This is a genomic window from Mesorhizobium sp. P3_A8, assembly GCF_056402995.1.
Genome location: NZ_JBFUGI010000005.1, coordinates 1 through 20,340, shown reverse-complemented (window position 1 = coordinate 20,340; position 20,340 = coordinate 1). Strand labels below are relative to the sequence as shown.

Genomic DNA, 20,340 nt, shown 5'->3' with positions numbered 1-20,340 from the left:
CGGGGAAATCCGCTTCACACTTTTCCTGGAATTGCTCTGACTACATCGGAAACAGGCTGGGCAGCGGCATGTGCGCCTTGAGGATGGGAGATTTCAGCACCACGAAGCTGAAATACTTGTCGATGCCGATATCCATGTCGCTCAGCCGCTCCATGATCTCCTGGTACTCGCCGATGCCGGCGGCGACGAATTTCATCAAATAGTCGTAACGGGCGGAAACTCGGTGGCATTCGACGGCCGCATCAACCTTGTCGACGGCGGCAAGGAAACGCGCGAAGTCGATCTGACGATGGTTCTTGAGCGTAATTTCGGTGAAGACGGTGAGCGTCCGCCCCAGCTTTGCGATGTCGATCTGCGCCGAATAACGCACGATATAGCCTTCGGCATGCAGCTTCTTGACCCGCATCAGGCATGGGCTGGGGGAGAGATTGACCCGTTCCGCCAGCTCCACATTTGTGATGCGGCCGTTCTTCTGCAGCTCGTACAGAATCTTGATGTCGATCCGATCGAGTTTCATGGGCTAGCGTGCTTCCTGTCAGGGCAAATCAGCCTGCCGCAGTCGGCTTTCACCCTGTCTACAATTGCGAGCAGAGCCGGTAGGCCTCATAGATCGACGAGTAGATGTCCCGGCTGGCAACTGCGTCTCCAATGCGGTGCAAGACGAACGATCCGGCAGCTTGGGGACCATTGTCCCGCTTCGTTTCCGTTCCCGTCATCAGTGCTATGTCGGTGACGCCGTTGTTGGCTGAGCGCGCCCGCAATTCCTGGTAGGTATCCTCCATGGGGACCGTGCCGCGCTCGACAATGAGTTGGGCCGCCATCATTTCCGTTTCCGCACCGGTGAGCTCATGCCGGAACGTGGCGGCGATGCCGTTGCCCTGGCGCGCTGCCTTGACCAAGCGCACATCGCTGACGACGCGGATGCCGCGTTCCGCAGCGCGTTTGCGGAAACTCACCCGGTCCGGATAGGGCGTCTCGATCGCCAGCGTGTCGTCCGCTATAGCCAGGCTGACCACGCGCCCGGGACGGGCAAGATGCAGGGCGCAGGAAATTGCGGCCTGGCGTCCGGTCTCGTCGTAGATCAGCACGTCGTCCTTCGCCGGCACGACCCCGGTCAGGACGTCCCAGACGCTGTCGCAATGTTCGGCGCCCTCCAGCCTTTCCATATCGGGAACGCCGCCGGTGGCGACGATGACCGCGTCCGGTTGCTCGGCGAGGACGATCTCTGCGTCCGCATAGGTGTTGATACGGACTTCCACGCCCAGGCGAGCGAGTTCGTCGACGCGCCAGTCGACTATGCCGATGAGATCCTTGCGGTCGGACGCCGATGCCGCGACGAGCACCTGTCCACCAAGTCGCGCCCCGGCTTCGAGCAAGCTCACTCTGTGGCCGCGCTCGGCGGCGACCCTTGCCGCTTCCATCCCGCCCGGACCACCGCCGACCACGACCACACGTTTCGGCGTCTCAGCCCGCACGATGGTATGGCTGATGATCGTTTCATGGCCGCTGGCCGGGTTGTGAATGCACTGCACCTTCTTGTACAGGCAGTAGGATGCTCCGACACACGGACGAATGCGTTCTTCTTCGCCGCGCATCACCTTGTTGATGATGTGCGGGTCGGCAATATGCGCCCGGGTCATGCCGATCAGGTCGACAAGGTTCTCGCGGATCGCATGCCGCGCCGTCGCTATGTCCCGAATGCCCGCGGCGTGGATCACGGGCAGCCTGGTTTCCTGTTTGAACTGTCCGACCAGCGGCAAGAACGGCGCGCTCTGGCTGAACATGCCGGGCATGTTCTGCTCAGCCAGCGACAGGTCGGTATCCATGCGGCCAAAGATGCAATTGAAGAAGTCGATATGACCTTCCCGCTCGAACAGCCTGGCGAAGGCAAGGCATTCCTCGAAATCCGACCCGTCCTCGACGGCCTCGTCGATCACGAACCGGATGCCGACAGCGAAATCGCCGCCCACCGCGCGGCGGATCGCCTCGTGAACCATCAGGCCGAAGCGCGCGCGGTTTTCCAGCGAGCCGCCGAAGCCATCCGTGCGTCTGTTGGTTCGGAGCGAGAGAAATTGACCAATCAGATGCCCGCCTGTGACGGTTTCGACGCCATCAAGACCGCCGTCCACGCAGCGCCTGGCGGCACTGGCATAGTCCTTGATGATCCTGTCGATGTCCGCGGCGTCCATCTCCTTGGGAAAATTCCGGTTTCGCGTCTCGCGAATGCGTGACGGCGCCACCGGCGGCAGCCAGTTCCCGGCATAGGCAGTGGCGCGCCGGCCAAGGTGCGAGACCTGGCACATGACGGCAGCGCCGTGGCGATGCACCCGCTGCGACAGCGACTGGAGATGAGGCACGATGCGATCGGTCGAAAGGTCCAGCTGACCGCCGCCCCAACTCGAGTCGGGCGACGTCATCGCCGAGCCGCCCACCATGGTCATCGCCAGGCCGCCGCGCGCTTTCTCCTCATGGTAGCGCTGGTAGCGCTCGAGCGGCAGGCCGCCATCGTCCAACATCGAAGCATGACTGGTGCTGACGACACGGTTGCGCAGCGTCAGACCCTTGAGCCGAAACGGCTGCAGCAGAGGATCGCTGGATGTGCTGCCCGCTTGAGATCCCGCTATCTTCACGTCCCGCTCCGCCCCATTCATGAGGGTTATAGTTCGCCATTTCCGGGACCATAGAAAGCTTGTAAATTGTTGGGGTGTCTATACGCTGGGCGTATGGCTGGTTTTGCTAAACTCGTTCCCTCCGCGCGCGGACTGCTTGTCTTCGAAGCGGCTGTCCGGTCGGGTAGCTTCACAGCCGCGGCGCGCGAGTTCAACGTCACGCAACCATCGATCAGCCGCAGCATTGCCCAGCTCGAGGCCGATTTTGGCGTTCCTCTTTTCACACGAGACCCAACGGGGTTGACCCCAACCCCGGACGGACGCGCCCTCTATTCGGCCGTGCGGGAGGGATTTGACGGCATCGCGGAGATGATCCGGAGAATCAAGCAGAACAGCGCTGCAAAGCCGGTGGTGACCCTTTCCCTTTCGAGCTCTCTGGCAACCTATTGGTTCGTTCCGAGGTTAGGGGCATTCAACACCAGGTTTCCCGACGTCGACCTGAGATTCGAACTGATCGCAGGCGTCCTGCGAGGACCCGCCGAGAATGTCGACCTTGCCACGAGAATCCTGGCCGATGACGACACCCACTATCACCACTGGGCATTCTCGCCTGAGATCATCGTTCCGGTTTGCAGCCCATCCTATTTGTCGGCCCACGGTCGGTTGATCCATGCCGGAACCGGGGAAGGTCATGCCCTGCTTCACCTGACCGACGCCAAGGAGCAATGGCTGGACGCCTGGGGCAGTGTGGCGGACCGCAAGACCAGCAGGGCAAAGTGGCTCGAATTCTCGGACTACGCCGTCGTGCTTCAAGCCGCGATGAACGGGGAAGGCGTGGCGCTCGGCTGGCTCAGCAACGTTTCAAGGGCATTGCTTCAGGGAACCCTTGTCCCGGCCTCGGACAGGCAGATCAAGACAGGCCGGATCCATCAGCTGATTGCTCCGCGCTCGAGGCCGGTACGGCCTGTCGTCTCCGATATCCGCGCCTGGATGATCGCCGAGATGCAAGCCGAATTGGAAGCACTGCACCCGATCTTGCGGCCGGACACCTGGTAGCGGCTACAGGCGCAGCGCGCAGCGCGGCAATTGCCGACTACCTCGGAAACAGGCTGGGCAGCGGCATGTGCGCCTTGACGATGGGCGACTTCAGCACGACGAAGCTGAAATACTTGTCGATGCCGATATCCATGTCGGTCAGCCGTTCCATGATCGTCTGGTACTCGGCGATGCCGGCGGTCACGAACTTCATCAGATAGTCGTAGCCACCCGACACGAGGTGGCATTCGATGACCTGGTCGATTTTCTCCACGACGGCGAGAAAGCGGGCGAAGTCCACCTGGCGATGGTTCTTCAAGGTGATTTCTGTGAACACGGTCAGCGTCTGGCCGAGCTTGCCGATATTGATCTGCGCGGAATAGCCCTCGATGTAGCCCTCCGATTGCAGTCTCTTGACCCGCATCAGGCACGGGCTTGGCGACAGGTGCACCAGATCAGCCAGTTCCACGTTGGTGATGCGGCCGTTCTTCTGCAACTCGTACAGAATCTTGATATCGATCCGATCCAGTTTCACGGTCGTCTCCGCAGAACACGCCGCAGCACAAAATGCTGCCTTGCTCATAGACATTGACACTACCACAGCCCGTTGGCCTGTCCATCCAAGCGGACAGCGCTTTGAAACGCAGCGGCTCCCGATTTTGACCAGGCTGCCGGAATAAAATTCTGCTTCGGCCGCAACTGCGGCAGCGGCTGCCTGCGCAACGCGTTAAATTGGCGCTTCAAGGCAGAGAGACCATGCGCGCACCCCTACAGAAAATCGAGACATCCGGCGAACTGCCGCAGACTGCGGACGCGGTGGTGATCGGCGGCGGTATCGTCGGCATCTTCGCGGCCTACTATCTGGCCAGGCGCGGCCTGAAGGTCGCGCTTGTCGAAAAGGGCCGCATCGGCGCCGAGCAGTCCTCCAGGAACTGGGGGTGGTGCCGCCAGCAGAACCGCGACGCGCGCGAGTTGCCGATGGCAACGAAGAGCATCGACCTGTGGGGCAGCTTTGCGGCAGAGACTGGCGAAGACACCGGCTTTCGCCGCTGCGGCCTGCTCTATCTCAGCAATGACGAGGCGGAACTGGCTGGCTGGGTGCGTTGGCGTGACTTCGCCAGGACGGCCGGCGTCACCACGCATATGCTCGACGGCGCCGAGGCCAGCGAGCGGGGCCGCGCCACGGGCCGGACATGGAAGGGCGGCGTCTTCTCGCCGACCGACGGCACCGCCGATCCGTCGCGGGCAGCACCCGCGGTCGCCCGCGCCATCCTCAAGCTTGGCGGCTCCGTGCACCAGAATTGCGCCGCGCGCGGTATCGAGACCGAAGGCGGACGCCTGAGCGGTGTAGTCACAGAAAGCGGAACGATCCGGACCAAGGTGGCGGTGCTGGCCGGCGGCGCCTGGGCCTCCTCCTTTTGCCGGCAGTTCGGTTTCCGTTTTCCGCAAGCGTCGATCCGCTCCTCAATCCTGTCCGTTTCGCCCGGCGCCGAGGGTCTGCCGGACGCGCTGCATACGGCAGGGGTCTCGGTCACGCGGCGCGGCGACGGCGGCTACACGCTCGCTATAAGCGGACGCGGGCGCGTGGACGTGACACCGCAGCAGTTGCGCTTCTCCTCGCAGTTCCTGCCCATGTTCCTGAAGCGGTGGCGCAGCCTTGCGCCCGGCGGGCTGCAGGGCGTGCGCTCGGGCCACGAAACGCTCCGGCACTGGCGGCTCGACCAGCCGACACCGATGGAGCGGATGCGCATCCTCGATCCGGTTCCGAACCAGGCGACCATCAGCCTGACCCACGCGCGGGCGCTCGAATTGCTGCCGGCACTGCGCCAGACCAGGATCAGCGCGGCCTGGGCCGGCTACATCGACAGCACGCCGGATGGCGTGCCTGCCATCGGCGAGATCAATACCGTTCCGGGTTTCTTCCTGGCTGCCGGGTTCTCGGGACACGGCTTCGGCATCGGGCCCGGCGCCGGGCACCTCGTCGCCGATCTGATGACTGGCTCGCAACCGATCGTCGATCCGCAATCCTATGATCCCAGGCGCTTCGACACTTCGTCCTGGGGGAAGGTTGCCGACTTCTGAGGCGCGATACATTCCGACATCTAGACATGGTCTCCGGAACGCCATCAATCTTGCTGGAGAAAAGCGCTGATAGGCGCCGGGCGGACAGGCGCTTGCCCGCGGAACCGGCCGACAGCGCCAGGCGTGCAGCCGGTCTGCGCGGCTATAAGTTCGACGGCGGCCAGCTGACAATAGCGCCCCTGGCATCGCCCCATGCCGACGCGCGACAGCGATTTCACCCTGTTGGCCTCGCCGCCGCCGAAATCAACACTCTGACGTACGTCTCCGGCAGTCACGTTCTCGCAGCGGCAGACGACCGCATCGTCGGGGAGCGCCCGCGCCATCGCCGCCGGCCAGGGAAAGGCGCTAGCCAGACCGCGGGCAAAGCGTTCGAGCCGCGCGAGCTTGCGCAGATCGGCACTGACGGAGGGCGTCGGCAATCCGAGATCGGCAAGGCACGCCACCGCGGCAAGACGCCCCCCGATCTCCGCGCCGTCCGCTCCCAGAAGACGAACCCCATCGCCCGCAAGATAGACTCCGTTGCCGGCGCGCCCCATCTTGTCGGTCTTCGGCAGCCATTGCTGCCACTGCTCGTCATAAATGAAGGCGCATCCCGCCAGGTCGGCCAGATGGGTCTCCGCCCGCAGGTGCCAGCCCATGCCTATTGTGTCGCACGGCGTGAGGTGCTGCCTTCCGCCGGCGTCGCGCCAGCGCATCGTTGACATCCTCTTCCCGTCGGCCTCGATCGCTTCAAGCGTCACGCCCGCATGGTACCGGCCGACGAGCCTCGCCCGCAGGGCCAGACCGCGCAGCGCGCCCAACGGCCGGGCGGCAAGGTCCCAGAGCCCCCGCATCTGCTGTTGCCAGGTGGAGGTATCCAACACCGCCGCCACATCAGCTCCAGCCTTGACGAGCTGGGCGCCGACCAGCGTCAGCAAAGGCCCCGATCCGATCAGCACGATCCGCTGCCCCAGCGCCACGCCCTGCGCCTTGAGCGCGATCTGCGCCGCGCCAAGGCTGTAGACGCCGGCACTCTGCCAGCCCGAGACCGGAGCGACACGGTCGGATGCGCCGGTCGCAAGGATCAGGCGATCATAGCTGACTAGCTGCACGCCGCCCTCCCCCAACACGTGCAGCCGCCCCTCCTGCACGGCGATGACCGAGCTGCCCGCGCAATGGGTAAGGCGCCCCTCTTCGACCAGCCGGTCGAAGAGGGCATGCAATGCGCCCGCTTTCGCCGCCTCCGATCCGTAGAGTTGCTTGGCGGTGCGGGTGAACCCGGCAGGCGGGCGGCGATAGATCTGCCCGCCCGCGCGCTGGCCTTCGTCGATCACCACTGCGTGGAGCCCGGCCTCGACCAGCATGGCCGCGGCCCTTATGCCGGCGGGACCGGCACCGACGATCACGATCCGCGGCAAGCTCTCGCTCACGGCCAGCCCTCCGGCTCCGTTGTGCGCAACCGCATGCCTTCGGTGATCTGGGTCGAGCACGCCCGGATGCGCGGTCCCTCGTCCTGCCATATCCAGCAATCCTGGCAGGCTCCCATCAGGCAGAACCCGGCGCGCCACTCGGGTCCGAACTCAGACTTCCATAGGCCGTGCCCCGATGCCAGCATGGCGGTCAGCACGGTATCGCCCGCCAATGCACTGCACATCTGCCCGTCGAGAAAGAAATGCAGCTGCGCCCGGTCGAACTCGGCCAGCCGGACGATGCGGCCGGCGGTAATCATTCCGCCGCCTCTCGCACCGTGCCAGGACGAGGCAGTTCGGGGAAGCGTTCACAGACCGCATCGAAGGCCGCCTGGACGCCCTCCGGTCCCGAGCGCCCTTTCATGCGGCGGAAGATCTCCGTCTTGGTGAAGAACCGCCAGTGGATCGGCAAATCCCCCAGTATGGCAGTGAGCCGGTCATAGGCGGCCGGGGTCCACTGCGCTTCGTAGCCGTCGCGCTCCGGACCGAAATGGAAATGGCCGGCAGCCGACTCCTGCCGCGCACGCAGTTGCCCCGTTGCCTGCTCATCGACGTCGCCGCCGCGGATGACGACGCCATAGTCGCGTTCAGCCGCCGCCAGCGAGACATAGCCACGCCGCACATCCTGCGCGACCCGCCAGGGTTCGCGTTGATGCGGATCGCCGCGCCCGCCACCTCCGGCGGAGCGGATCTCGAGCACATCGCCGGGCTGCAGCACAGTGGTGTCGATGTTGCCCAGCCGCCGCTCGTGCTCGGTCGCCGGATTGACGACCATGTCCGACAGGCCGGCCGCCTTGCCGCCCAGCACGCCCCAGGGACGAAAGAAGCTGCGGTCGCGGTTGCGCGCCGTGATCCTGGAATCGGGGGCAAAGACACGGAAGGCCATTTCGGTCGCCAGGCCGCCGCGCCAACGCCCCGCCCCGCCGCTGTCCCTGGCGAGCCCGTATTTCACGAATTCGACCGGGGTCTCGGTCTCGGTGATCTCGATCGGCGTGTTCTTGAGATAGGCGGCATCTGCGCCCGATCCGTTGGTTCCGTCGCGATGCGGCATCGCCCCTCCGCCGCCGACCACCGGGTTCACCGCCGTGATGACGGTCCGGTAGGTCCGCTCGTCCGTGGTCATGACATTGACGATACAGTTGTTGCCGGCCGGAGCTGCTGGCAGGCGCTCCGGCACTACCTGCGAGAAGGCGCCGAAGATGACCGACCGCAGCCGGGCACAGGTGAGCGAGCGCATGCCGACGGCGGCGGGGTGTACCGGGTTCAGCACCGAACCCGTGGGTGCGATGCAGGTGAACGGCCGGGTCAGGCCGGTGTTGAGCAGGAGCTTCGGGTTGAGCGTGTAGAGCACGTAGTAGACGCCAACCAGCAGCATGGTGTGTCGCGGGTCGCCGCCCGAAGGCACGTTGAGCGAGGAGCCGAGCTGCGGATCGGAGCCGGTGAAGTCGAGCACCGCCGCGTCGCCCTTGATCGTCAGCGTCAGCTTCAGCCGGCACGGATTGGCCTCGACGGAATCCTCGTCGGCATAGTCGCAGAATTCCCATGTGCCGTCGGGCATGGAGCGCAGCACGTCGCGCGCCTGCGCTTCCGCCTGGTCGAGAAGTGCTGCAACGCCTTCGATGAAGCCGGCCTTGCCGAACTTCCTCACCATTGCCTGGATCTTGCGCTCGCCGGTGTTGAGCGCCCCGACCAGCGCCTTGATGTCGCCGATGTTGAGGTCGGGCTTGCGCACATTCGTGCTCATGATCCGCAGGATCGTCTCGTCGAAGACGCCTTCCCTCACCAGCTTCATCGGCGGAAAGCGAATACCTTCCTGATGGATTTCGGTCAGCGCCCGGCTGAGCGAAGCCGGCACCGCCCCGCCCATGTCGGTGTTGTGGATATGCCCGCCGGTCCAGGCGACGATCTCGTCGTCGACGAAGACCGGCTTCCACAAATGCGTGTCGGGTGCGTGCGTGGCGACGTAGCCGGAATAGGGATCGTTGGTGAAGGCAACGTCTCCCGGCCGGTAGTCGTCGACCATGGCGATCGCGCGGTGATAGGACAGCCCCGGATACCACGTGGCGCCGAGCTCCATCGGCACGGCGAAGGTCGCGCCTGAACGGTCCATCAGCATCACGGTAAAGTCCTGCGTCTCTTTGACGAAGGCGGAATGCGCGGTGCGGTGCAGCGTGTGGGCCATGTTCTCGGCGGCCGCGCGGGCGTGGTTCGCCAGAACCTGCAGGTTTGTCCGGTCAAACATGGCGTCACTCCGGGAAGGTCAGCAAAAGGTTGAGATGGCGGTCGACCCTTGCCTGCGCTCCGGCGGGAATGGCGAAGGTGGTGTCTTCCTGAACGACCACGGCAGGCCCGTGGAACGTGCTGCCCGGCACGAGAGCTTGCCGGTCGTGGAGGTCGACGATCTCGACGCTCGTGCCCGTGTAGACCGGAAGCCGGCGCGCCGGAATGGCTGGAGCATCGACCTCGCCGATCTCCGGGAAGGAGAGTTTCGGTCCTGCGCCTATGGCCGATAGCCGGACATTCACAAGTTCGATCTCGCCCTCGGGGTCGTGGAAATCGTAGAGCCGCTCATGGGTGAGATGGAAGGCCTGCTCGATGGCGGCCACATTGCCGTCCGCCAGCCATTCCGGCAGAAGGACGACCTCGATTTCATAACTCTGCCCGACATAGCGCATGTCGCAGGTGAGATTAAGCTCGGCCGCCGCATCGTGCCCCTGCGCCGCAAGCCAGTCGCGGCCCTCCCTCGCCAAGGCCTCGAAGGACACGTGAATTCCAGCAAGCGCCACGCCCGACAGCGGGCTGAAGATGGTGCGGATGAAGTCGCCGCGCAGGTCCGCCACCAGCCCGCCCAGCGCCGACACCACGCCGGGCCGGCGGGGCGCCATGACACGCTTTATCCCGAGTTCGCGGGCAAGGAAGGCGCCTAGCATCGGCCCGCCGCCGCCGAAGGGCATCAGCGTGAAGTCGCGCAAGTCGACGCCGGCGCGCGAGGCGAGCTTCTCGACCTCGACGAACATCTCCGACACCGCGATATCGAGGATCGCCTGCGCCGTCTGCTCGACCGGGCGGCCGAGCCGGGTGGCAAGCTCGCCGACCGCGCGACGCGCCAGGCCGGTATCGATGCGGAGCTGGCCATAGGCCATCTCGCTGTGACCGAGCCATCCGCACACCACCATGGCGTCCGTCACCGTCGGCCTCTCGCCGCCACGGCCGTAGCAGGCCGGTCCTGGTGTCGAACCGGCCGATTCCGGTCCGACCCGCAGCACACCCTGCGCATCGACACTGGCGATCGAGCCACCGCCGACACCGATCGAGCTTACCGACACGGAAGGGATATAGAGCGGAAATTCGCCGATCAGTTCGCCGGTGCCGAACTGCGCCTCACCGCCAATGATAAGCGCGAAGTCGGCCGAGGTGCCGCCGATGTCTAGGGTAAGAACCTTGTCTTCGCCGGCCTGCCGCGCCAGCCACGAGGCGCCGATGACGCCGGAGGCCGTTCCCGACAAAAGCATGCTGACGCAGGCGCGCTTGCCCTCGGCGGCGTTCATCAGCCCGCCGTTCGACTTCGTCAGCATCGGGCGGGCCGGCACGCCGTGCTCCTTCAGCCGCTCTTCCAGCGCCGTCAGATAGCCCGAGACGCGCGGATGGACATAGCCGTTGAGGATGGCGGTCGAGCTGCGCTCGTATTCGCGAATGACCGGCCATACCTCGGCCGAGGAGAAGACGAACAGGTCGGGCGCAAGACGCGCGATCGTCGCCTTCACTGAAGCTTCCTGAGCGGCATTGCGCCAGGCATGCAGGAAGGAGACGATGATGCCTTGCGCCCCGTTGGCTTTCGCCACTGCCACCGCGCTTTCCACCGCCGCCATGTCAGGCGCCCGGGATTCGCTGCCATCGGCACGCATGCGGGCCGGAATGCCGAAAACCATGTCGCGCGAGATCAGCGGGTCCGGCCGCGAGCAGAACAGCGAATACATGTCCGGCATGCGAAGCCGCGCCAGTTCGATGACGTCCTCGAAGCCGGCATTGGTGAACAGCGCAAGCGGCGCGCCCTTGCGCTGGATGATGGTGTTGATGCCGACGGTCGTACCATGCACGAAGCGCGTCATGCGTTTGGGATCAAAGCCTTCGCGTTCGGCCAAAAGCGTCAGGCCCGTCATCAGCTCGGCACCCGGATCTTCCGGCGTCGTCAGCACTTTCAGCGAGGCGACACGCCCCGAATTGGCTTCCAGCGCGCAGAAATCGATGAATGTGCCGCCGATATCGACGCCGACCTTCCAGTCGGCTTCGTTGTGCGCCTCGTCCGCCGCAATGGCACCATCCATGATGCGTCCCTTCCTGTCTGCCAATCAAAGCTGACACGACAGGATGGCCAGGGTCCAAGATGGATGACGAGCAGGGCTATAAGTCGTGCTTATGCTCTTGCTCTGTCACCGCCCAGCACGGCGGAACAGGCCGCGCGGATCTGGTCGCGCATCATCTCATCGGCCCGCGAAAGAGCCCGTGTGCGCGATGTGAGCAGCGCGATCGGAAATTCCGGCCCATTCGTCAGCGGCCGGACGGCAAGCCCGGCAAACTGATGCCAGGGCAGCAGCGCGTCGACCAGCGCGACACCCAGGCCGGCCTGGACGAAGCCAACCGCCGAGATGGAGACATCGATCTCGAGCGACGGCGAAAGGACCACGCCCTGCGCGCGGGCAGCGTGGGCCAACTCGTCGGCGGGACGGGTGTTTGCGCGATAGGATATCAAGGCCTCGCCGGCGAGATCGGCGAGGCTCAACTCAGTTTTCCCGGCCAATGCATGCCCGGCAGGCAACAGGCAGGAGAAGCCGACGCTGCCGATCACTTCCGCCTCGATGTCGGGAGGCAGGCGGTCGTCCATGGCCACGCCGAGGCTGGCATCGCCGGCGCGCAGCATGTCGACGATCGCGGCGATCGGCGCCATGTGGGAGCGCAGCAAAATATCGGGATGCTGCGCCCGGAAGCTGGTGAAAGCGCGCGGCAAGATGGCCATGGCCGGAGGCGGCGAAGCCGCGACCCGCACAAGCCCGGTTCGGCCGAGACGCAGGTCTGTGGTCTTGCGGCGCAAGCCCTCCAGCCCCGCCGACACCCTCTCGGCATCGGCGAAGATCTCGAGCGCTTCCGGCGTCGGCCGCAGCCGGCCCTTGACGCGCTCGAACAGCGTGAAGCCGAGTTCGTCCTCGGTGTGGATCACGATCTGGCTCAAAGCGGGCTGGGAGATGTTCAGCATCCGCGCCGCGGCGGTCACGGTGCCCGCGCGCATAACGGCGATGAACACTTCGAGCTGACGGGCCCGCATTGCCACTCCATAGGTTAAGCTTATGGCTGTTGTCCAAACCCATCTTTGACGCAATGCAGCGGTGCCGACAAGATGGGCGCATCCAAGGATCAGCCGCTCTGCGCTAGGGAACGACTATGGATGTGATCGTGCTGGGCGGCGGACTGATGGGGACGGCTTCGGCCTATTTCCTCGCCAGGCGCGGCGCGCGCGTGACACTGATCGAGCGCAACCGGATCGGCACCGGGGCAACCGTCGCCTCCTTCGGCAATATCCGGCGCACGGGACGTCATCTGTCCCAGCTTCCGTTGGCCCACCGTTCGCTTCGGCTGTGGGGCGAGGCCGAAAGAATGCTTGGGCGCGACGTGGAATTCCGCGCCACCGGCCATGTCAGGCTGATCTTCGATGAAGGAAGCCTTGCCGACATGCGGGCCTATGCCCAAGCCGCGCGGCCGTGGGGGCTCGAGCTGGAAGAACTCGGCCCACGCGAGATCCGTTCCCGGTTTCCCGGCCTCGGCCCTGACGCGATCGCGGCGTCGTTCTCTCCGCAAGATGGCAGCGGCAATCCACGGCTGATCGCCCCCGCCTTTGCCGAGGCTGCCCGCAGACTGGGGGCACAAATCATCGAGGAAGCCGAGGTCGAGAAGATCACCCATACGGGCTCCGGTTTCCTTGTCGCCAGTTTAAAAGGTGCCTTCGCCGCCGACTGCTTGCTCAACACAGCCGGCGCCTGGGGCGCGCGCATTGCCGTACAGTTCGGCGAAGAGGTCCCGCTCGACGCCCGCGGTCCGCAGATGGGTGTGACCGAGCCGCTGCCGCATCGGATCCTGCCGGTGGTCGGCATCTGGACGCGCGACAAGGACCATGGCGCCTATCTGCGTCAGGTCGAGCGCGGCAACATCGTCTTCGGCGGCGCCGCCGAAAGGGTATCGGTGAACCTCGATCCAGGCCATGCGGTCGCCGATCCCATGCGTCTTCCCCTGCAATTGCGCGCGGTCACTCGGCTGCTGCCGGCAATCGCAAAGGTCGCGGTCATCCGCACCTGGTCTGGCTGCGAGGGCTATATCAGGGACATGCTGCCGGTCATGGGACGCTCGGCGACAACGCCAGGCCTGTTCCACGCCTTCGGCTTCAGCGGACATGGCTTCCAGCTCGGCCCCGGCGTCGGCGATGCCATGGCCGAGCTCATCGCGACCGACCGGTGCGAAACACCGCTCGACGATTTCAGGATCGATCGCTTCGGCCGCGCCGCCTGAACAGATTCAGCTGACGGGTGTGTGACAAGGTCCTGCTGGATGCTCCGGAATATACCGTCAGATTTCCTCTCGCTGCCTTCCAGCCAGCCCGCCCAACGGAGTTCTTGAAAATCAATAGCTCGGGGGTGGAGCGCCTCGTGTGCTCTTCATCATTCCATTCCTTCCCTGTGTGGCGGTGGCGCCCAACCGGCCAACGCCGCAAGGCTGGGCACCCTCTGCGCGTGATGATCGCGCTGACGACGCATGATGTCGATTAACATCCTTACGATCGGACAAGCTCGACCGCTGTACCTGCCTTGCTCCCAACCTCACTGGAGGATGGAGATGATCAAGAAGCGCTCTTCCCCCAGGAGAATAGGCCATTGACATTCCAAAAAGTTTTTGGATACTTTTTGGCATCTGAATGAGTTCCCAAGCTTTGGATTCTGTCCTTTCAGGCCCAGGCCGGACCGGATCCAGAGACCTTAATCGACGCTCATTTGGGAGGATATCTTGGCTTTCCCGCACGGCCTCTGACCGCGGGAGGGCGGGCGGCCTAGTTCTCAATTGAAATTGTCGAGGCCTACGGCGGTGTCCCGGCAGCCAAGTGACACGAAAGACAAGTGGAGGAACCGACATGGCAATGACGAATGAGGCACCGAAGAGCCTCGAGAGCATCCTGGAAGCAGCGGGAGGACCGGTAAACCTGCTGCGCGGCTCCAACCTTGGGCCGTACCGCTTTCCAGTCATTCCGCCGGAGTTCACGAACTGGCGCGATGAAGTGCGTGCGTGGAAGGACAGCTGCGCGCTGCTCGAGCAGTCCTACCACATGACCGAACTGCATCTGCGCGGGTCGCAGGTCATCCCCTTCCTCTCGGAGATCGCGGTCAACAAGTTCGACCCGTTCCCGGTCCTGCGCGCCAAACAGCTCGTACTGGCGGGCCATGACGGATACTACATCGCCGACGCCATCATCTTCCGGGAGGCCGAGGACTTCTTCCGCATCGTCGGCGCTCCTTTCGCCAGCGACTGGGTGCTCTACAATGCGCAGAAGAGCGACTACGACGTCGAGGCCAAGAAGGACGACAATTTCTCGATCCGCTCCGGCACACGCGAGGTGTTCCGCGTCCAGATCCAGGGGCCGAACGCCCTTGCGCTGATGCGCGACGTGACGGGCGGCAGCCTGCCGGAGATCAAGTTCTTCAACATCGGTGAGTTCAAGATTGCGGGAAAACCCGTCCGCGCCCTGCGGCACGGCATGGCCGGCGAACCCGGCTTCGAGATCTACGGAGCCTGGGACGACCAGCAGGCGGTGCGCGAGGCGCTGGAGACGACCGGCGAGAAATACGGGATGCGCAAGATCGGCGCGCTCGCCTACTCGACAACCGCGCAGGAGTCCGGCTGGGTGCCGATGCCGTTGCCGGCCATCTATCACGGTGAGGAGATGAAGCCGTACCGCGATTGGCTGAACAGCTACTTCCTGGAGTCGGTCGCCTCACTCGGCGGCAGCTTCGTGTCGGACGACATCACGGATTACTACGTCGATCCGATCGAACTCGGCTACAGGAACGTCATCGACTTCGACCGCGACTTCATCGGCCGCGACGCCTTGCTCGAGAGGGCGAACAATCAGCGCCGCACGAAGGTGACGCTTGAGTGGAACGATGAGGACGCAACCGCCGTGATGCGGGACTCCATCTTCCCGGCCAACGGGACGCCCGCCAAGTTTCTCAGCATGCCGATGCCCATGTACGCGACATTCCAGGTCGATGCCGTCATGAGGAAGGGCAAAGTTGCGGGCATCTCCACCTGGCCGGCCTTCACGGCGAACGCCAACCGCTTCATCTCGCTGGGACTTGTGGACCTCGAGCATGCACAAGCGGGGACTGAGGTCACACTAATGTGGGGCGAGCCGGAGTCGCGCCGCAATACGGTGGAGACGCATCAGGTCCGCGAGATCAAGGCAAGGGTCGCGCCGGCACCCTATTTCGACAAGGTCATCAAGACCGGCAAGCACTGACGCCTGGGCATCGTCGCCTGACGGCTGGCCGCGCACGGATCGAAGATTCGCCGGGCACTGCTGATCAGGCGACGTCCTCCAGATAGCGCCTATCGAAGACGCCTTCGGCCACGTCGTGCTTGGACGTGTCGAGAAGGTTCGCCCTGACCATCATGTCGATAGTCGTCTTGAGCGCCTTGTCCGGCACGGCAAGGCCTCGCGGCCACATGCCCATGCCGCGCATGTATTCCAGCCCCCGCCGCGCCAGGGATTCACTGTCGGGCGTGGTGATACGCTGGAAGATCGGCAGGGTGATACCTTGGTTGGCCGCATCATTGGTGACCGCATGCGCTTCGATCAGCGCCTTGAGGAAGCTGGTTACCACATCGCGGTTCGCGCCAAGCCAGGAAGCCTTTCCGACAACAGCGGTGAAAAGGATCTCAGGGATTGCGGCGCAGACTTCTCCAAGCAGGTTGTAGCCCTTGTCCTGCGCAAGGAAATTCCATGGCGCGGGCTGCGGAGCGCAGTCGATCTCGCCCGCCTGCAGCGCCTCCCAGCGCTTGGTGTGAATGCCGGCCAGGGCAAACTCATAGTCCCCGGGATAGTGCAGCCCTGCCGCGGCCAGCATGATCTGCGTGTAGATCGCAGTGCCCTCCGTCAGCGAGGAGGTGCCGACCCGCTTGCCCCTGAGTTCGGCGAGCGAGTTGATACCCGGGCGCGCCACGATGGACATTGGCAAGCGCACGGCGTTGGCGGCGACGATGCGCAGTTCCCCTCCCCTGACGAAGTCAGCGACGGCGCCTTCCGGTGGCGTGATCGCCAGGTCCGCTTCACCCTCGAGAACGGCCGCGGTCGCCTTGTCGACGCTGCCCATGCGCTTGTAGACGATGCGGATACCGTGCTTTTCAAAAAGGCCCTGTTCGTCGGCGACGAAGACAGGAAGCCAATTGAACCCCTGCGCGCCGCCCGCAAGCCTAAGATCGGCGAGGCCGACAGGTTTCTGGTCAGTCATGACGATATCCTCCCTTGAAACTTCCGGCGCAGGCGCCGGCCTGCTCATCTGTCTGGCGAAATTCGGTTCGGCCCTGCGACCGTGGCGCCGCACACATTGACAGATACGATGATTTTAGATACCATATGGTATCTGAAGAATAGTCGGTATGTCAATATATCGGATGGAGAATCGGCTGATGCAACATCGCGCCGAGAGGGGGAGACGTATGCACACCGCCATGGGAGTGGCCAACACTGCTGACGACCGGCAGTTCGAAACGCTGCGAGATTGCTGACATGAGTGGTCTGGCTCGATCGCCACAGGAAGCGATGATCCTCGGCATGATTACGGCTGGTTTGCTGGCGCTCGTCGCTGCCGGGTTGCTGCGCTGGCTCCGCGCGGGACGGGTCTGGACAGATCTCCTGGTGCCCGTTTCCTTCCTCGTCGCTTACTGGCTCGCCTACAACAAGGTACCGTCTTTCCCGCCAGTGGGCGCGGTCAACAAGGTCTTCTTCGTGGCCGTGATCGGAACGGCGCTTGGTATCCTGGCCGAGACCCTGGGACGGAGCGGGTTCGGTCGCGCGCTTGTCCTTGCCCAGCCGATTGCCTCCGCCGCCTATATCGGAACGGCTCGGCTGCCCGATGCGCTTCCGGAAGTGGCAGTGGCAGCCCTATGGGGCCTGCTGGCGATGTATGGCCTTTCCGGCGGAACAGACCGGGCCGACGGCGAATCCAGCGCAAGACGAGGCGCCTTGCTCGGCACCGCATGCGCCGGATTCGCGCCGATCGCGCTATTGGGGGCATCGTCTTCGAGCTTCCAGCTCAGCCTGCTTTTTGCAGCCGCCCTGGCGGCCATTGTCGCCGCCAATATCTCAAATCCGAATTTCGGATTCCGCTCCGCGTCCCTCTTGGGAGGAGCAGGAGGCATGATAGCAGTCGCGCAGACCGTCACGCTGATCACGCGCAAGACCGACATGCTGGCACTGGCCGTGCTGTCATTGGTCTTTGTCGCGCCGGTTGTCGTCGATCCGGTTTTGCGCCGGATCCACGCCATGAATGAAGCCGTCCGCCTCGCTGCATTTGTCGGGATGTGCCTGCTGCCCGTGGGAGCATCCGTGGCGACCGTGATTGCGCGGTACGGCTCAAGCTTCCCGGTGTGACCCGGGGGAGAACTGTCGGAAACTATCAACAGGGAGGAATACCTATGTCGAAACTACTGCGCACCACCTTGCTTGCAGCCACGATCGCCTGGTTGCCGCTGTCCGCCGAAACGGCCGCGGCCGGGACATTCGATATTGATCCCGTCCATTCAGGGATCGCTTTCTTTATCGATCATCTTGGCTTCTCGCAGGTGATCGGAATCGCCAAGGAATTCTCGGGCTCGTTCCAGTTCGACGCGACGAAGCCGGCGGAAAGCAGCCTCGATGTCGCGGTGAAAGTTGCCGGCATCTCGACGAACAACAGCCAGCGAGACAGCGACATCCAGGGCGCCGACTGGTTCAATGCAACGGAGTTCCCGCAGATCACCTTTGTCGGGCGGGAATTCAAGGCGGTCGACGCCAAATCCGGCACGATCTCGGGCGATCTCACGATCGCCGGTGTCACGAAACCCGTCACGCTGGACGTCACCTTCAACAAGGAAGGTCAGAACCCGTGGGACAAGAGCCACGTCGTCGGCTTCAGCGCGCGCACGTCGATCAAACGCAGCGATTTCGGCATGAAGGCCGCGCTTGGAATGATCGGCGACGAGGTGAGCCTCGTGATTCAGGTCGAAGGACGTGCCCACTCGTAATCCGCGGTGACTTTCCCGGCAGGCGACGAGCCTGCCGGACACCTCTGCCTGCGCGCGATGGCAACAAGCGGATCCTATCGGATGGCGAGTGAGACTTGCCGTGGCCTATTCCGCTGCCACGGGATCCGAACGCTTGAAAGGATCGCCTGACCCACCTTGCGCGAAAAGGTGGCTTGCATGGGCAATGACGTTCTCGGTCGTCTCGCGGATATGCCGGTCGACCAGATCCTGCGCCGTGGCCGTGTCGCGGGCGATGACCCGATCCATGATCATCTTGTGCTCGACGTCCTTTGCGCGCCATTGCGGGCGAAACTGCGAGGACATCCTGCGATAGCGGTGGGCGCGCTCGAAGAGCTTCTGCCGTATCTCGAGCAGATTGGGCGAGCCGCATGCCGCGACCAGCGACAGGTGGAACGCACTGTGCAACGTGGCCCATTCATCGGAGAGATAGTAGCTCGCACCAAGCCGGCTTTGCAGGCGATCCATCCGATGGAACGCAGCCATGATGTCCGCTTCCCAGCGATCGTCGCCACGCTCTATCGCCAGCTTGATGCACTGCCGTTCGACAAGCACGCGGACATCCGTCAGATCTTTGAGATCGAAGAGCGAGACCGGCGCGACGAGGAAACCACGCTGCCCCTCCGCCACCACCAGGCCTTCGGCCACCAGCCGCGAGAGAGCCTCGCGCAGAGTGGAGAAGCTTACTTCATACAGCTCCCGCAGCGTTTCGAAGCGCAGCTTGGTTCCCGGCTTCAAGGTGCAGCTGATGATGTCGCTGCGCATGCGCGCCAGCACATCCCCGGCGCGTGTCTCACCGGCAGGCCTGAGAGTGGTGCTCATGCATACGACTCCGCATTGAATTAGCGCGGAGATTACTGCGGATTTTCGAAATAATCAAACTTGTGGGTGTAGGCTGGGATGGGCTTGCTCCCGCGGCGTTGGCGTCCACCGCACACGGCGCGGAGCCGACAGCTACGCGCTGGTGCGCAAGGAATGGGGCGACGCCTTGTCTGCCGCCGCCAGCGGCTCGACGTCGCGCTCGGTCTTCTCGGCTCCATTGAAGCCAGCCTCACCGCGACGCGGCCGAAAGGCGGCGACGGGCGAGCCGCCACCTAAAGCAATTCCAGGGAAAGCACCAAAACAAAGGGATAGAGCGGGTTCTGCGTTTCCGTGAAACGCTGAACCACTTCAGTAAACGACGACGCTTCGGATCGACTTGCCCTCATGCATGAGGGCGAACCCTTTGTTGATGTCTTCCAGCTTCAGCAAATGGGTGATCATCGGATCGATCTGGATCTTGCCGTCCATGTACCAGTCGACGATTTTCGGCACGTCGGTGCGGCCACGCGCGCCGCCGAAGGCGGTGCCCATCCAGGTGCGTCCGGTGACCAGCTGGAATGGCCGCGTCGAGATCTCCTGGCCAGCGCCAGCGACGCCGATGACGACCGACTTGCCCCAGCCGCGATGTGAGGCTTCCAGCGCCTGGCGCATCACCTTGGTGCTACCGGTGCAGTCGAATGTGTAGTCGGCGCCGCCGATCTGGTCGGCGCCGCGCTTGGTCATGTTGACGAGGTGCGGGACGATGTCGCCGATCTCCTTCGGATTGACGAAATGCGTCATGCCGAACCGCTCGCCCCATTCCTTCTTGTCGTTGTTGAGATCGACGCCGATGATCATGTCGGCGCCGGCCAGCTTCAGGCCCTGGATGACATTCAAGCCGATGCCACCGAGGCCGAAGACGACAGCCGTGGCGCCTTGCTCGACCTTGGCGGTGTTGATGACCGCACCGATGCCGGTGGTGACGCCGCAGCCGATGTAGCAGATCTTGTCGAAGGGGTCGAAGGGTG

General features: G+C 64.0%; 18 protein-coding genes. 7 read left to right on the top strand and 11 right to left on the bottom strand.

The window, feature by feature from the left end; translation table 11 throughout:
* Nucleotides 1-40 precede the first annotated feature (40 nt).
* Together AC1DX4_RS13215 and AC1DX4_RS13210 are read right to left on the bottom strand one after the other, a co-directional pair.
* Entirely contained in the window at nucleotides 41-517 is a 477-nt protein-coding gene (locus tag AC1DX4_RS13215) for an Lrp/AsnC family transcriptional regulator (RefSeq protein ID WP_477220720.1), read from the bottom strand.
* Between the two features lie 58 nt (nucleotides 518-575).
* Nucleotides 576-2,651, bottom strand: coding sequence for an oxidoreductase (locus AC1DX4_RS13210; protein ID WP_477220719.1), 2,076 nt, complete (start codon nucleotides 2,649-2,651; stop codon nucleotides 576-578).
* Nucleotides 2,652-2,723: 72 nt separating this feature from the next.
* Here AC1DX4_RS13210 and AC1DX4_RS13205 point away from each other — a divergent pair, with 72 nt between their 5' ends.
* Nucleotides 2,724-3,665, top strand: a complete 942-nt coding sequence (locus AC1DX4_RS13205) for a LysR substrate-binding domain-containing protein (protein ID WP_477220718.1) — start codon at nucleotides 2,724-2,726, stop codon at nucleotides 3,663-3,665.
* Nucleotides 3,666-3,702: 37 nt separating this feature from the next.
* Here the strand turns inward: AC1DX4_RS13205 and AC1DX4_RS13200 are convergent, their stop codons facing one another.
* Complete coding sequence (locus tag AC1DX4_RS13200; RefSeq protein ID WP_127327820.1) at nucleotides 3,703-4,179, bottom strand: Lrp/AsnC family transcriptional regulator; 477 nt, start codon at nucleotides 4,177-4,179, stop codon at nucleotides 3,703-3,705.
* A 221-nt stretch (nucleotides 4,180-4,400) separates the two neighbouring features.
* On the opposite strand from AC1DX4_RS13200, the gene AC1DX4_RS13195 reads away from it, so the two are divergent.
* Nucleotides 4,401-5,726 (top strand): NAD(P)/FAD-dependent oxidoreductase, encoded by a 1,326-nt coding sequence (locus AC1DX4_RS13195; protein ID WP_477220717.1) that lies wholly within the window; start codon nucleotides 4,401-4,403, stop codon nucleotides 5,724-5,726.
* 44 nt (nucleotides 5,727-5,770) lie between these two features.
* Here the strand turns inward: AC1DX4_RS13195 and AC1DX4_RS13190 are convergent, their stop codons facing one another.
* From AC1DX4_RS13190 to AC1DX4_RS13170, 5 genes are all read right to left on the bottom strand, one after another.
* The gene (locus tag AC1DX4_RS13190; RefSeq protein ID WP_477220716.1) at nucleotides 5,771-7,135 is read right to left on the bottom strand and encodes an FAD/NAD(P)-dependent oxidoreductase; all 1,365 of its coding nucleotides are present in this window, start codon (nucleotides 7,133-7,135) and stop codon (nucleotides 5,771-5,773) included.
* Nucleotides 7,132-7,434, bottom strand: coding sequence for a (2Fe-2S)-binding protein (locus tag AC1DX4_RS13185; RefSeq protein ID WP_477220715.1), 303 nt, complete (start codon nucleotides 7,432-7,434; stop codon nucleotides 7,132-7,134). Before AC1DX4_RS13185 ends, AC1DX4_RS13190 begins: the two co-directional genes overlap by 4 nt.
* Entirely contained in the window at nucleotides 7,431-9,416 is a 1,986-nt protein-coding gene (locus AC1DX4_RS13180) for a hydantoinase B/oxoprolinase family protein (RefSeq protein ID WP_477220714.1), read from the bottom strand. The genes AC1DX4_RS13185 and AC1DX4_RS13180 overlap by 4 nt, the downstream gene beginning before the upstream one ends.
* 4 nt (nucleotides 9,417-9,420) lie before the next feature.
* Nucleotides 9,421-11,499: a hydantoinase/oxoprolinase family protein gene (locus AC1DX4_RS13175; RefSeq protein WP_477220713.1), complete on the bottom strand. Its 2,079-nt coding sequence runs from the start codon at nucleotides 11,497-11,499 to the stop codon at nucleotides 9,421-9,423.
* 89 nt (nucleotides 11,500-11,588) lie between these two features.
* Nucleotides 11,589-12,494, bottom strand: a complete 906-nt coding sequence (locus AC1DX4_RS13170) for a LysR family transcriptional regulator (RefSeq protein ID WP_477220712.1) — start codon at nucleotides 12,492-12,494, stop codon at nucleotides 11,589-11,591.
* Between the two features lie 116 nt (nucleotides 12,495-12,610).
* On the opposite strand from AC1DX4_RS13170, the gene AC1DX4_RS13165 reads away from it, so the two are divergent.
* Both AC1DX4_RS13165 and AC1DX4_RS13160 read left to right on the top strand, forming a co-directional pair.
* Nucleotides 12,611-13,729 carry an NAD(P)/FAD-dependent oxidoreductase gene (locus AC1DX4_RS13165; protein ID WP_477220711.1) on the top strand — a complete coding sequence of 373 codons (1,119 nt, stop codon included), beginning with the start codon at nucleotides 12,611-12,613 and terminating at the stop codon, nucleotides 13,727-13,729.
* Between the two features lie 616 nt (nucleotides 13,730-14,345).
* The gene (locus AC1DX4_RS13160; RefSeq protein ID WP_477220710.1) at nucleotides 14,346-15,728 is read left to right on the top strand and encodes an aminomethyl transferase family protein; all 1,383 of its coding nucleotides are present in this window, start codon (nucleotides 14,346-14,348) and stop codon (nucleotides 15,726-15,728) included.
* A gap of 64 nt (nucleotides 15,729-15,792) precedes the next feature.
* Here the strand turns inward: AC1DX4_RS13160 and AC1DX4_RS13155 are convergent, their stop codons facing one another.
* Nucleotides 15,793-16,719 carry an ABC transporter substrate-binding protein gene (locus tag AC1DX4_RS13155; protein ID WP_477220709.1) on the bottom strand — a complete coding sequence of 309 codons (927 nt, stop codon included), beginning with the start codon at nucleotides 16,717-16,719 and terminating at the stop codon, nucleotides 15,793-15,795.
* Nucleotides 16,720-16,997: 278 nt separating this feature from the next.
* On the opposite strand from AC1DX4_RS13155, the gene AC1DX4_RS13150 reads away from it, so the two are divergent.
* Complete coding sequence (locus AC1DX4_RS13150; protein WP_477220708.1) at nucleotides 16,998-17,861, top strand: hypothetical protein; 864 nt, start codon at nucleotides 16,998-17,000, stop codon at nucleotides 17,859-17,861.
* Between the two features lie 44 nt (nucleotides 17,862-17,905).
* A complete protein-coding gene (locus tag AC1DX4_RS13145; protein ID WP_477220707.1) occupies nucleotides 17,906-18,493 on the top strand; it encodes a YceI family protein in 588 nt (195 codons plus the stop codon).
* 105 nt (nucleotides 18,494-18,598) lie between these two features.
* On the opposite strand, the gene AC1DX4_RS13140 is transcribed toward AC1DX4_RS13145, so the two are convergent.
* The gene (locus tag AC1DX4_RS13140) at nucleotides 18,599-19,333 is read right to left on the bottom strand and encodes an FCD domain-containing protein (protein WP_477220706.1); all 735 of its coding nucleotides are present in this window, start codon (nucleotides 19,331-19,333) and stop codon (nucleotides 18,599-18,601) included.
* A 153-nt stretch (nucleotides 19,334-19,486) separates the two neighbouring features.
* Between AC1DX4_RS13140 and AC1DX4_RS13135 the strand changes: the two genes are divergently transcribed.
* Nucleotides 19,487-19,609 (top strand): hypothetical protein, encoded by a 123-nt coding sequence (locus AC1DX4_RS13135; protein WP_477220705.1) that lies wholly within the window; start codon nucleotides 19,487-19,489, stop codon nucleotides 19,607-19,609.
* A gap of 72 nt (nucleotides 19,610-19,681) precedes the next feature.
* On the opposite strand, the gene AC1DX4_RS13130 is transcribed toward AC1DX4_RS13135, so the two are convergent.
* Nucleotides 19,682-20,340, bottom strand: a 659-nt coding sequence (locus AC1DX4_RS13130; protein ID WP_477220704.1) for a zinc-binding dehydrogenase, incomplete at its 5' end; no start/stop codon positions are given.

Coding starts and splice junctions, on each gene's coding strand:
- AC1DX4_RS13185 (WP_477220715.1), bottom strand. CDS start 7,434: ATGATTACCGCCGGCCGCATCGTCCGGCTGGCCGAGTTCGACCGGGCG.
- AC1DX4_RS13175 (WP_477220713.1), bottom strand. CDS start 11,499: ATGGATGGTGCCATTGCGGCGGACGAGGCGCACAACGAAGCCGACTGG.
- AC1DX4_RS13135 (WP_477220705.1), top strand. CDS start 19,487: ATGGGGCGACGCCTTGTCTGCCGCCGCCAGCGGCTCGACGTCGCGCTC.
- AC1DX4_RS13165 (WP_477220711.1), top strand. CDS start 12,611: ATGGATGTGATCGTGCTGGGCGGCGGACTGATGGGGACGGCTTCGGCC.
- AC1DX4_RS13215 (WP_477220720.1), bottom strand. CDS start 517: ATGAAACTCGATCGGATCGACATCAAGATTCTGTACGAGCTGCAGAAG.
- AC1DX4_RS13180 (WP_477220714.1), bottom strand. CDS start 9,416: ATGTTTGACCGGACAAACCTGCAGGTTCTGGCGAACCACGCCCGCGCG.
- AC1DX4_RS13150 (WP_477220708.1), top strand. CDS start 16,998: ATGAGTGGTCTGGCTCGATCGCCACAGGAAGCGATGATCCTCGGCATG.
- AC1DX4_RS13155 (WP_477220709.1), bottom strand. CDS start 16,719: ATGACTGACCAGAAACCTGTCGGCCTCGCCGATCTTAGGCTTGCGGGC.
- AC1DX4_RS13140 (WP_477220706.1), bottom strand. CDS start 19,333: ATGAGCACCACTCTCAGGCCTGCCGGTGAGACACGCGCCGGGGATGTG.
- AC1DX4_RS13170 (WP_477220712.1), bottom strand. CDS start 12,494: ATGCGGGCCCGTCAGCTCGAAGTGTTCATCGCCGTTATGCGCGCGGGC.
- AC1DX4_RS13195 (WP_477220717.1), top strand. CDS start 4,401: ATGCGCGCACCCCTACAGAAAATCGAGACATCCGGCGAACTGCCGCAG.
- AC1DX4_RS13205 (WP_477220718.1), top strand. CDS start 2,724: ATGGCTGGTTTTGCTAAACTCGTTCCCTCCGCGCGCGGACTGCTTGTC.
- AC1DX4_RS13210 (WP_477220719.1), bottom strand. CDS start 2,651: ATGAATGGGGCGGAGCGGGACGTGAAGATAGCGGGATCTCAAGCGGGC.
- AC1DX4_RS13145 (WP_477220707.1), top strand. CDS start 17,906: ATGTCGAAACTACTGCGCACCACCTTGCTTGCAGCCACGATCGCCTGG.
- AC1DX4_RS13160 (WP_477220710.1), top strand. CDS start 14,346: ATGGCAATGACGAATGAGGCACCGAAGAGCCTCGAGAGCATCCTGGAA.